Here is an 11,934-nt window from a genome sequence, read left to right on the forward strand (position 1 = left end):
GCGAAATACGACTGATCCGTCAGCTGCCGCCCCGTGCAGTTGAAAGACGTTCTTTGCCAGATCGACCCCGATGATGGTAACCTTTTCCATGGATGCCTGCCTCTCCTTTGCGTGGCTCTAACACAACAAATTTGGCACATTGCGATGCCGTCGGAGAAGGCTGGCATCCACCCCATCTGGAAACCATCAGCCAAATGAGCGATGATCCTCTTATCAGCCTGCCAGCCGTGGCACGCTGATCAGCCCGGCCCCATGCCGGAGAGCGCGGCGACCAAGCCGTCAGCTACACCACTCCCTGGGACACGATCGCGCGCAGAAAAGGTCCCCGCCTGCATTTTTGCTCGGAGAGCACGCAGCCTTCCGCCTCATTAGTGACGAGCAGCTTTCCTTGGCATTCGCAACGATGACGGCGGCCCGAAGGAGGTTGAGGGAAGGTACGCCGGTCGACCAAGACTTTATCGATTGGCGAGTTACAGCGACTGGCTCGCAGAATGACGCAAAAAGACAGGTGAGGTAATCCTCCTGTCTGAACCATACGAGTGTTTCGCCGATTTAGGGCCTGACTGGCAGCTCGCCAACTTTCTTCACTAAAATTTACAGAACCTTCGCGACTAACCAATCTCCGACCATGATACTTAATGCGTATTCCGGGGTAGCACGGCTACAATAGCTGATGCCGATTTACGCCTCGGACCACCGTACATCAGTCAACCGAGGTCAACGCAATGGCAAAAAGAGCGCTCATCCTGGTTGAAGGCTCAAGGAGCAATGGTCTGTTATATGTGAAGGCAGCCCAGCGTCTTGGTCTTCATCCAATTACCCTGTCGGCCGATCCCGGTCAGTACGATTATCTCGCGGGAAAAAGGCTGGACGCAATCCGGGTCAATGTAGACAATCTTGATACTCTGATCCGCGAATGTTCCCGGCTGCGTGCGACTTACGACATTGCTGGCATTACAGGTTTTGCGGGCGACGACGAGTCGGTGTATGCGACAGTTGGCAAGCTCTGCCGCCATTTCGATCTACCGGGTCCGAACCCCACATCCATCGAACAATGCTGCGACAAATTCACTCAACGTGAGCTCCTGGCGGAGGCTGGCGTTCCAATACCTGCTTATCGGTTGGCAACGAATGCGATGGAGGTTGAAGGCTTTGCTGCCGAGATCAGCCCGCCGGTAGTTCTTAAGCCAGCCGTTGGCAGCGGCAGCATCGGTGTCCGATTGTGCCGCAATGTCGAAGAGGTAGCCGAACATACAACCTATATGTTGGGCGGGAAACACACATGGCGGTCTTCGCCTAGGATATTGGTCGAAGAATTCGTACAAGGCCCCCTTTACGTCGCTAGCTTAATGGGAAATGACGTCATTGGAATAGTGGCCTACGAGTACGGCCCGCCACCCTATTTCGTCGCTCGTGAATGCATCTTTCCGGCCCCGCTACCCGATGACAAGTATACACACATCGCCGAGGTTTCGCTGAGAAGTTTACAAGCTCTCGGCCTCGGCTGGGGGCCAACAAACATTGAATTGCGGTGGACGAAGCGTGGCCCAGTGGTCATTGAAGTCAATCCGCGTATGGCCGGTGGAGATCCTAAACTGATTCAGCTGGGTTATGGTGTCGATCTCATCACGGGGCACCTCAAGCTTGTCATTGGCGAGGAATGGGATTTGCGGAAAAGGTATTCGCAGACTGTGGCCTTGCGAAGCCTCGTTCCTGATCGCGATGGCATCCTTGATTGGATCGATGGCGATGGTCGGGCGGCTGCTGTGCCAGGTATCGCCGAGGTCAGATTGTATGCCGAACCCAAGAACCCGATCGTCAGGAAAGGCAATCATCTGGACTCTATGGGATTTGTCATCGCCGTCTCCCCATGCCTTGCTGAGACCGAAGCGATACTTCAGCGTGCCGTGGACTTGATTAATTGGTCCATTGCGCCATTTCCACTGGTCGCGGATAAAAACAATCGAGGAACCGTTCAAAACCGGTATTAGCTGCGTTGGCGCGAAACGGGCTTTCCGCCTTGGCATTAGAGATTGGAACGCTGCTCATGCTTGCCTCGATACCGTGAAAGTTGAGAATCTCGGAATAGGGATCGAAGGGCGGATTCAAGCGGTCGTCGCAACATCTGAACGAAGGAGGTTGCGATGGCATTGGAAAGCGACGATCACACCGTTCTGGACGGGCGCCCTTGCCGTCACCGGACATCCGCCAGAGGCGGAGCGATCTGAACTCCAGCGATTCTGGTTGGGGATAGCGCAGGGGCTGACCAGCGAAGATGCTGTCCTGGCGGCTGGTATGTCGCAGCCTGTTGGAACCAGATTGTTCCGACAGGCGGGCGGCATGGCACCAGCGGTGTTCAGATCTTCCACCAAGCCGCCGTCAGAGCGATACCTTGCGTTTGCGGAACGTGAGGAGATCGCACTTCTTCGCGTTCAGGGCTTTCGAGACGCGAGATCGGGCGCCAACTTGGCCTATCCGCCTCGACCATCTCCCGTGAGCTACGACGCAATGCCGCGACGCGCAGCGGCGGGCTGGAATGATATCGCGCATCGACAGCCTAGCCCGCTTTTCTCACGGCATCTGGCGTTAGGCGGTGTTTTGGCCTGGCCAGGCGCTGGCATCGTGCCCCGATCCCGACGACGAGCGCAATCGGCGCCGCGTGCGTGCGGCGATTGAGCTTGTGCAATGTATCCTCTGTTGTTGGCGGGAAGGGTTCGCGTCCTGCGGCGTCATCGGCCGCGGCGTGTAGCGTGTGCCAGTGCGAATTCGTCGGCATAGGGACACGCCGAAGCCATCGCCACCTTGATGCGGCGCACCGAGACGCGGACCTGTGCGCCGATCAGCAGCTTAAGCCTGATCGTGCCGCAGGTGGCCTCGGCAAGCCGGGTGTGGGCGAGACCGAGGCGACGCAAGGCGCAGATCAGGACATAGGCAAACGAGGCGAACCAGAGCCGCAATTGATTGGCGCGCACGGTGTCGGCGCTGGTGCGGTCAGCGTAAAGGTCGAGCTGGCATTCCTTGATGCGGTTTCTCCATGTCGCCGCGCGCGCAGTAGAGATCCTCGTAAAGGCGCCCGTGCCGCCCAGCGCTCGGCTTGAGGGACGTCACGATAAAGCGCGGATTGGCACCCAATGTCGTCCACTCGGCCTTGGCCACGACCCGCCTGCGGCGGGACCAACGGTCTTTCGTCGACCACATGAAGTCGCTAAAGACGCGTGCGGCCTGGCCACTTGCCTTGGACGCCCGGCAGGCTTCCGCCAAGGCTGGGGCGATCTTCGTTTCCAGCCGCTCGTTGCGGGCGACCCCGAAGACATAGTCGACGCGGTTTTGCTCGCACCAGGCCATCAGCGCCTCGCGGGCAAAGCCGGAATCGGCGCGCAAGATGATGCGGACCCGGGGCCACGACTTGCGGATTTGCCTCACAATCCGCGCAACCTCCTCGACCGCTCCCTTGCTGGCGTCGATGTTGGAACGCCTCAGCTTGGCCGCCAGCAGATGCCGGCCGCAGAAGACGTAGAGCGGCAGGTAGCAGTAGCAGTTGTAGTAGCCGTGGAAGAAGCGGCCTTCCTGCTGGCCGTGCAGCGGATCATCGGTGGCGTCGAGATAGAGCACGATCTCGCCTGGCGGCTTGGCATGGGCTTCCGGGAACAGATCCACGAACAGAGCTTCCATCGCCTCCTTGTCGTAACGGATCTTGTGATAGCGCGTCGGCTCCCCAGCGCGGCCGTGCTCCAGCCGGTCAGCGTCGACTTGCCGGCAAGGACGCCGCAATCGGAGCGCTTCGGCGTCAGGCTTTCCGACAAGAGCGCCAGCACTGGGTCGTGGCGAAGCGTATCGTGATCGTCGACGTCCTCGTAACCAAGCGCGATTGCCGCGATGCGCTGTCCGACCAGCGTCTGGACACTGTGCACCGTGCAATCCGGATCGCGGTGGTCGATGAAGCAAGCGGCCACCCGGTCGAAAAGGCCGATATCCCTGGTCGGCGTGGCGAAGCAGCAAGGCGCCGGCATCCGAGGTGATCGCCCCACCGTCGAAACCGGCGACAACTTTGTGGTCGTCGAAGCCTTCAAACTCGAGCTGGTCAGAGATACAGTGTGTTTGCATCGGACCCCGTCCTTGGATCTGATAGTCTTTGTTACAAAAGCAGTTTCTCAGATTCTCGGGGCCGATGCACCCCTCACTTTGAGATATTCAGGCTAGTAGCACGCCGACCGACGGCCCGTCGGCCCAAACCGACCAAGCTTGCGCTCAATACAACCTGCGCACTTATGTGGAGCAGCGACTGGCCGGCGTCATTATGACCCCAAGTGGCGCCGCCGTTCCTGGTCCGGCCGTTTGGTGGAAGGGCCGCCGGCACAGCCTGCGAAAGGATCCGCGATGGGCCAGGGAGCAGATCGCCCGACGCTTGCCGATCGACTTCCCGCACGACAACATGACGCGCATCAGCCACGAAGCCAAGCCCTCTTCGTTCCCGGTCGGGGAGCGCTACGCCGCGAACTGTCGGCCTGCTTGCGAACGGGGCTCGTGCGGCGGGCCCCAGGGCCCGCGTACGCAGCCGAGGCAAGAGCTTTGTCTTGCCGGAGATCATGATCAGTCAACGCCCCGCCGAAGGGCCGCATGCGCGGAAGTCGAACCATCATTTGGCCCAGCCGAGCTGCGTGTTCGCGTCGAGGTCGGATTCAATCTGATCACTCCAACGTCGTTCTCGATGTCGATCTCCGTCCCAAATTGTTTCGAGAGTGTCTGTAGACGCTCGAGAATGGCTTTTGCTTGCTGCGTGGGTGCAAGATTTGGAACGCCGCGGTTTGCAAACCTCTTCGAGTGACCGAGTTCAATCGGATATAGCCGCAATTCGGCAAGCTGGTTCTGCTCGAATCGGCTGACGGTTATGATGCTCTCAAAGAAGAGCGGGTCTGTGAATGTCAAGGCCATCTCGGCGACTTTCACTTCGGCATCCGTGTCGACCCGCGGGTCCTTAGCGTATTCGTCAAACATGTCAGCGCCGCATGGGGTCCCGAGGTCATCCTCGAAGAAGTTCGCAAGGCCATAAAAGATCGGTCGGCCTTTGTAGATTTCAATGCCCCGTAGCTGGTGTGATCCATGCCCGATATATGCATCAGCGCCGGCATCGATGATACGATGCGCAAACGATGGTTCGTAATCGGGGACAACCTGGCGGCAATTATCAGGCTCGTGCCCGTGGTTCGTTAAAATGCAGAAGTCGGAGAACTGCTTGCCCCGACGAACGTCTCGCACAATGTGGGCGATATCCTGGTGGTTTGGTTCATAGCTGACACCTGCCGTGTCGCCCGCTTTGTATGTCGTTCCCTCGATCACCACCACGTTGGGATCTTCACCGCCAGGCCAGTGGCAGGGTAACACAGCACGTATCTGCCTCAAACTCTCGAGCATCTCGGGAGGAACCACAATGCTTTTCGCCAAACGAAGGGCGTTGAGTCCTGGTCTGCTTGGCCCTTCGCCAGCGGGATCGCCGGCACGAGCCATAGGCATGAAGGTTGTAGCACACGAAACTATCGCCACACGACCGCGTGCGGTCTCTAAGAACCGAGCGGCGCCGGCTTGTGCACGATTTTCGCCCACGCCGGCATGGATGATTCCACTCTGATCGAGCACCCGGCTCGTTTCGCGCATGCCCTCAACGCCCCAGTCAAGCGAATGGTTGTTAGCGCGACCGACGATGTTGAACCCCATCGCCTTCAAATCAGGACCGACCTCGGGCAGGCTGAGGTGATACGCACCGCCGTATTCGGCCTGCGGGTACCCATTGAACGATCGGATATCGACAATGTTGACCTCCAGGTTGCCAAACGTGACATCAGCATCTTGAAGAATCTGGACGACGGCGCCGAAGCCAGAATCCTGCGATTTGGTCACCGCTCGCGACACGATGAGATCACCAACTGCTACCATCGTGAAGCCGTCCGCCACGTTTGTTGCAATCGAACCGACCACGTCAAAGCCAGCATCTCGCTGGGCAGGACGACCACCGTTCTCATTTTCCATGGACTTTCCCTCATCTCTTCTTTTGGGGTACTTGGCATCGTGTTCAGTGTCCGTCAGCACCGCGCTGGCGATCTTCGATCGGGGTCAAAGGCTCAGCAGCTATGTCCCAATAAAAAGAAACATTGGCCGCCACAGGCGGCTGGGCCGGAATTGCGTGGCCGGAGCGCGCACATGACATGCCACGACGCGCCCGTCGGCCATTGGCACTAGAGGCGGCACTTCGACGCGGCAGCGCTCAACCGCGAGTGGGCAGCGGGGGTGGAAGGCGCATCCGCTCGGCGGATTGATGGGACTCGGCACCTCGCCCTCCACGGGCGCCTCCAACCGAATTCGCGTGGGGTCCGGCACGGGTGCCGCCGCAATCAGCGCCTCGGTGTAGGGATGCACGGGTTTGGCAAAGAGCGCTTCGCTCGGGGCGAGCTCCACGATCCTCCCTAGGTACATGACGGCAACGCGATGCGCGATATGCTCCACGACGCCGAGGTCATGTGAGATGAAGACGAAGGCGATGCCCATCTGCTGCTGCAGGTCCAGAAGCAGATTCAGGATCTGCGCCTGCACGGAGACGTCAAGGGCTGACACCGCTTCGTCGGCGATGATGAGAGAGGGGGTGAGCGACAGGGCGCGTGCAATGCCGAGCCGCTGGCGCTGCCCGCCCGACAATTCGGACGGCAGCCTGTGCATCATCTCGGGCGACATTCCGACTTTTCGGAGAAGATCCGCGGCAAGTGCCTGACGCTGCTTCCGGCTGAGACTCTCAAAGTTCTCGACAGGCTCCGTAATAATCTGTCCAGCGGTGAGGCGTGGATTGAGCGACGAGTAAGGATCCTGGAAGACCATCTGCATCCGACGGCGCCAGGCGTGAAGCGCGTGCTTCTTGAGGCCCGCAATATCGGTCCCGTCGATCAGCACGCGGCCAGCCGTCGGTTCCACGAGCCGCATCAGGAGCCGCGCGACAGTCGACTTACCGCAGCCGGATTCGCCGACGATGCAAAGCGTCTCCCCCGCCTCGACGGAAAAGGATACATCCTCCACCGCCCGGATCACCGGAATTGTCTTCTTCAGGAATCCGGCGCCGAGCGGATAATGCTTGGTCAGATTCTCGACTTTCAGCAAAGGACCACTCATGCGCCCATCACCTCTTCGGCGCGCCAGCAAGCTGCGGTGTGGCCCGCCCTAACATCACGTAGGATGGGTGTTTTCTCGCGGCAAATACCGATCGCGAACGGGCAGCGTGGCGCAAAGCTGCAGCCCACAATGGGCTCGCGCAGACTTGGCACGATCCCCGGAATTTCTGGAAGGCGGCGCTGTCGGCCGCGCCGCGGATCAGGCATCGAACGCATGAGGCCTTGGGTGTAGGGATGCGTGGGACGCGCAAACAGATCATATATACTCGCTTGCTCCACGATCCGGCCGGCATACATGACAATGACGCGTTGGCACGTTTCGGCTACGACGCCCAGGTCATGCGTGATGAACATGACGGCCGTTCCCGTGCGCTCTTTTAGCTCAACGATGAGCCGGAGAATCTGCGCTTGGATCGTGACGTCAAGCGCAGTCGTTGGCTCATCGGCGATCAACAGTTCCGGCGAGCAGGCAAGAGCCATGGCGATCATTGCGCGCTGGCGCATGCCGCCCGACATTTCGTGGGGATAGTTGTTGACGCGACGCTCGGGATCCGGGATGCGGACGAGACGGAGCATCTCTTCGGCCTTTTTCATAGCCGCCGAATGGGACGCTTTCGTGTGGATTTGCACCGCCTCGGCGATCTGGCGGCCGACCGTATAGACCGGGTTCAGGCTCGTCATCGGCTCCTGGAAGATCATGGCGATCCGCTCGCCGCGGATCTTGCGCATCTCCCGATCGGACAGCACTAGCAGGTCGCGACCCTGGAAGCGGACCTCGCCGCCCACGGTCCTTGCGCCCCGCTTCGGCAGCAGGCGAAGGATGGACAGCGCCGTGACGCTCTTCCCGCATCCCGATTCGCCGACGACGCCAAGCGTCTCGCCCTTCTTCACTTGGAAGCTGATGCCGCTCAGCGCACGAGTAACGCTGTCTTCGCCAAAGAAATGCGTTTCGAGGTCTCGCACATCGAGCAACAAGTCGTTCCCCGGCCTTTGATGCATCTGCATGTCAGCGCCTCTGCCTGGCTCGGGGATCAAACATGTCGCGCAGGCCGTCCCCGAGTAGGTTGACGGCAAGGACGGTGACGGCAAGGCAGATGCCGGGGGCAAAGATTGTCAGTGGCGCGATGGCCAGATAGAGCCGCGAGCTGGCGATCATGTTGCCCCAGCTCGGAATCTCGGGAGGCACGCCCACGCCAAGGAAGCTCAGCCCGGCCTCCGTCAGGATCGCGCTGGCGCAGACAGTAGCGCCCTGAACCATAAGCGCCGGAACGGTGCTCGGGAGGATATGTCGCCACAGCACCTTCGGCAGGCGCGCCCCGCCGCAGAGCGCGGCCTCGACATAGGGTCGCTCCCGAACCCCCAGAACCACCGAACGAACCAGCCGCGCGACGGCTGGCGTCTCGGGAATCGCAATGGCGACGATGAGGATGCCGATTCCCGGTCCTGTCAGAGCAATGAGCGCAATGGCCAGCAGAATCGTCGGGATCGACATCAGGCCGTCCATGACCCGCATGACAACATTGTCGAAGCTGCGGCTGTAGCCGGCGATAACACCGATCAGAAGGCCGGCAAGAGCCGCGCATGCCGACGACATGAGCCCGACCACGAGAGAGATCCGGGCGCCGAAGATCGTTCGTGCAAACACGTCCCGGCCCAGATTGTCACTCCCGAACCACATCTCGGCCGAAGGCGGCTGGAGGCGCTTGAATGGATCAATGTTCACTGGATCTCCGGCGTAAAGCGGGGCGGCCAGCGCCAGAATGATCAGGAGCACCAGGAGGCCGCCACCTAACAGGACCAGCGGGTGCCGCTTTGCAAGACGGGGAACATCGGATAGCTGCGGCCGACCCATCGGCACGGCTTCAACTGGTGCGGAGAGGAGGGTCATATCAGTACCGGATGCGGGGATCGATCAGCGTATAGGCCAGATCGACAATGAGATTGATAAGGACGTACAGACCCGAAGTCAGGATGAGCACGCTTTGAATGATGGGATAGTCCCGGTTGTTGATCGCACCCACGACCAGACGACCGATACCGGGTATGTTGAACACTGTTTCCGTGAGGACGACTCCGCCGATCAGATAGGCGAAGCTTATGCCGATGACGGTCAGGATGGGGACGCCGGCATTCTTCAAGGCATGGTGAAAAAGCATGGCATAGGACGACGCGCCTTTGGCGGCGGCCGTTCGCATATAGTCTTCCGACAAGACCTCGAGCATGCTCGCCCGCGTAACCCGGGCGATGAATGCAATGTACCCAAGCCCTAAAGCCACGGTGGGAAGGATCAGGTGCACAAACCAAGGCCCGAGGCCCTGGTTGAAAGGGACGTATCCCTGGACCGGTAGCCAGTGTGTCCTGATGGTGAAGAAGTATATGAGAAAATAGCCGATGACAAAGACCGGGACGGAATAACCAACTGCCGAAAAAGCCGCGAGGAGGCGGTCGACGAGCCCGCCAGTTCGCCACGCGGCAAGAATGCCGAAAGAGACCCCGACCGTCACCGAAAGGGTCATCGTCAGGATCGATAGGGAAAGAGTCGGCTCAAGCCGCTGCGAGATGAGTTCCAGAACCGGTCGTCCGGCAAAGATCGAGGTGCCTAAATCGCCGCCGAGCATGTCGCGCACCCAACGCATGAACTGAACCGGCATGGGGTCGTTCAGGCCCAGCTGTTCTCGGATACTGGCGATCAGCTGCGGAGCGGCATTTCTGCCGGCGATCATGGCCGCCGGGTCGCCGGGAGCCAGCCTGAGAAGCAGGAATATGAAGATCCCGACCATCGCCATGACGGCGATGGTCGAAACGAATCTGCGTAGGATGTAGGCAGCCACTAGGCGGGAACCTTGTGCATGTTCCACATCGCTGTGAGCGACGGCATTTCGATGAGACCAGTGAGCGTCTTGCGGCGCGCGATTGGCGAGAGAACTGATCCCAGTAGAACGGTGCCCGCGATGTCCCACTGTATACGTTGCATCTCGCGCGCCAGTGCCTGGCGCTCTTCGAGCGTTTCCACATCCGCCCATTTGGCCTGAAGAGCCTCATATTCATCGCTTTTCGGCCAGCCCCACCAACCCTGCTCGCCATTCGCGGTCAGAGTGGGATTACTGAGCGTAGTGCTGCGCTCATAATCGGACTCGGACGTGATGAAAATGCTCCAGCCGTCGTTCTCAACGGAGCCCTTGTTCCTTAGGCGGGCGCCATTTAAGGCCGAATCGCCCGGCGCAAGCTCGGCATTGACCCCAATCTTGCGCAGAGTGACCGCCAAGAGCTGCGCACAATTGCCGGCCTCCGCCCAGTCCGTGCGCTGCAGGATGACGACTTTCTCACCCGCATATCCCGCCTCCTTGAAGCGCTGCTTGGCTTTTTCCGGATCACCGCCCTTCTTGTACCACCCCGTATTTTCGTCGTTGGTATAGGGCGTTTGGTTTCCGAAAAACGAAGTGATGGTGCGGGTGTATTCTGGGGGAAACGAAGTACGCATAAATGCCTCCTGATCGATCAGGTGAAGCATTGCTTGGCGTGCCTTGACGTTGTCGAACGGCTTCTGCAGGCAGTTCATGCGCATGAAATATACATCGCCCGCCTTGTTAAGAACCTGCAGTGCAAGGTTAGTATCGCTCTCAATCGCTGGGTAGAGATCGGCGGGTGGCAATAAGTGAAAATCGACCTCGCCCGACTGCAAGGCCGCAAAGGCAGTCTGCTGATCAGTGATATTTTCCCAGATAACGCGATCAACGTTGACGACCTTCCCGCCCGCGAACCCGTCTGTCGGCTCGTCGCGGGGTACATACTTTTCATTGCGGTCGTAGGTGAAGCTGGCGCCCGGCTTAGCAAGAGCATGGTTAAACTTGAACGGCCCAGATCCGATGTTCGCGGTCACCTGCTCTGTGGCAGCGAGACTCGCGTCGTTTTCGCGCATGATGAATAGGACCGGCGTTACGGCTCCCGCCAGGATTTCGGGAAGAAGCCCCATCGGCTCCTTGAGCGCGATGGCGAAGGTCTTCTCGTCCAGCGCCGAGATGTCCCTTGCCCGTTCCACGATCAGCTTTCCGCCAGAAGGCACCTGGCCCCAGCGACGGATCGAGGCGACACAGTCCTTCGCGGTGACGGGGGTGCCATCATGCCAGCCCAGACCATCCCGCAGCTCGAACGTATAAGTTTTCTTGTCATCGGAAACGGCCCACTTTCCCACCATTTGCGGTTGTGGGATCAATTCGGAATCAAGCGAAAACAGCATGTCGTAAATCGCCAGGCCATGATTGCCGGTCATGGTAGCCGTCGTGGCTATCGGATCGAAGGTGCTGAGGTCGCCCATCACCATGCGGACCGTCCGCGCGTCGTTTGGTGCTGTTTGTGCCCTCAGGACTGAGGGGATCGATATAGCCGCTCCGGCGGCCAAACCCGCTTTGATCATTTCACGTCGAGAGATTGCCATGGCTCATTCCCCTTTTTCCGGTCGCGCCGTTATCACGCTTATCGGTTAGATGAATACTGAGAGGAGCATTCATTCGATCTATGTTCCGTCGCGCCGCGACCTCCGTCAAATTCAGTTTGCGTATCGTTGCGATCTGGTTTTGAGATAACTCAGAGCGCTCTGGATTGTGGATACGAGGTATCCTGGGCCCTTTCCCCTGCTGAAGACCTCCGTGCTCGCCCGTCCTGCCATTGCCGCCAAAGGAAAGCGCCTGCCGGAACGTCAGCCAGTTCTGGCTGGGATAGCTGCGCTCGATGACCGCGCCCCACAGGATGAGGATATTGATGCCGGAATAGGTGCGCCCAGAGG

Annotated in this window: 7 protein-coding genes and 4 pseudogenes; 3 read left to right on the forward strand and 8 right to left on the reverse strand. The window is 59.5% G+C overall.

Features of this window, described 5'->3' with window-relative positions; genetic code table 11:
• Window positions 1-725 precede the first annotated feature (725 nt).
• Complete coding sequence (locus NKH43_RS34200; RefSeq protein ID WP_352861912.1) at window positions 726-1,991, forward strand: ATP-grasp domain-containing protein; 1,266 nt, start codon at window positions 726-728, stop codon at window positions 1,989-1,991.
• Between the two features lie 158 nt (window positions 1,992-2,149).
• Window positions 2,150-2,537: pseudogene (locus tag NKH43_RS35400) on the forward strand (helix-turn-helix domain-containing protein); the annotation flags it as partial.
• A 192-nt stretch (window positions 2,538-2,729) separates the two neighbouring features.
• Here the strand turns inward: NKH43_RS35400 and NKH43_RS34210 are convergent.
• A pseudogene (locus NKH43_RS34210) lies at window positions 2,730-4,104 on the reverse strand (IS1380 family transposase).
• A 113-nt stretch (window positions 4,105-4,217) separates the two neighbouring features.
• Between NKH43_RS34210 and NKH43_RS34215 the strand changes: the two are divergent.
• Window positions 4,218-4,610, forward strand: a pseudogene (locus tag NKH43_RS34215) (IS30 family transposase); the annotation flags it as partial.
• On the opposite strand, the gene NKH43_RS34220 reads toward NKH43_RS34215, so the two are convergent.
• From NKH43_RS34220 to NKH43_RS34250, 7 genes and pseudogenes are all read right to left on the reverse strand, one after another.
• Window positions 4,591-6,024, reverse strand: a complete 1,434-nt coding sequence (locus NKH43_RS34220) for a CapA family protein (RefSeq protein WP_352861914.1) — start codon at window positions 6,022-6,024, stop codon at window positions 4,591-4,593. The pseudogene NKH43_RS34215 and the gene NKH43_RS34220 overlap by 20 nt on opposite strands.
• 99 nt (window positions 6,025-6,123) lie before the next feature.
• Complete coding sequence (locus NKH43_RS34225) at window positions 6,124-7,152, reverse strand: ABC transporter ATP-binding protein (RefSeq protein ID WP_352861916.1); 1,029 nt, start codon at window positions 7,150-7,152, stop codon at window positions 6,124-6,126.
• On the reverse strand, window positions 7,149-8,156 hold the full coding sequence (locus NKH43_RS34230; protein ID WP_352861918.1) for an ABC transporter ATP-binding protein: 1,008 nt from the start codon (window positions 8,154-8,156) through the stop codon (window positions 7,149-7,151). Before NKH43_RS34230 ends, NKH43_RS34225 begins: the two co-directional genes overlap by 4 nt.
• A 1-nt stretch (window position 8,157) precedes the next feature.
• Window positions 8,158-9,039 carry an ABC transporter permease gene (locus NKH43_RS34235; protein WP_352861920.1) on the reverse strand — a complete coding sequence of 294 codons (882 nt, stop codon included), beginning with the start codon at window positions 9,037-9,039 and terminating at the stop codon, window positions 8,158-8,160.
• Window position 9,040: 1 nt separating this feature from the next.
• Window positions 9,041-9,982 carry an ABC transporter permease gene (locus NKH43_RS34240; RefSeq protein WP_352861922.1) on the reverse strand — a complete coding sequence of 314 codons (942 nt, stop codon included), beginning with the start codon at window positions 9,980-9,982 and terminating at the stop codon, window positions 9,041-9,043.
• A complete protein-coding gene (locus NKH43_RS34245) occupies window positions 9,982-11,586 on the reverse strand; it encodes an ABC transporter substrate-binding protein (RefSeq protein WP_352861924.1) in 1,605 nt (534 codons plus the stop codon). Before NKH43_RS34245 ends, NKH43_RS34240 begins: the two co-directional genes overlap by 1 nt.
• A gap of 208 nt (window positions 11,587-11,794) precedes the next feature.
• Window positions 11,795-11,934 (reverse strand): annotated as a pseudogene (locus tag NKH43_RS34250) (ArdC-like ssDNA-binding domain-containing protein); the annotation flags it as partial.

The organism is Mesorhizobium sp. M1163 (genome assembly GCF_040318415.1).
Taxonomy (GTDB): Bacteria; Pseudomonadota; Alphaproteobacteria; order Rhizobiales; family Rhizobiaceae; genus Mesorhizobium.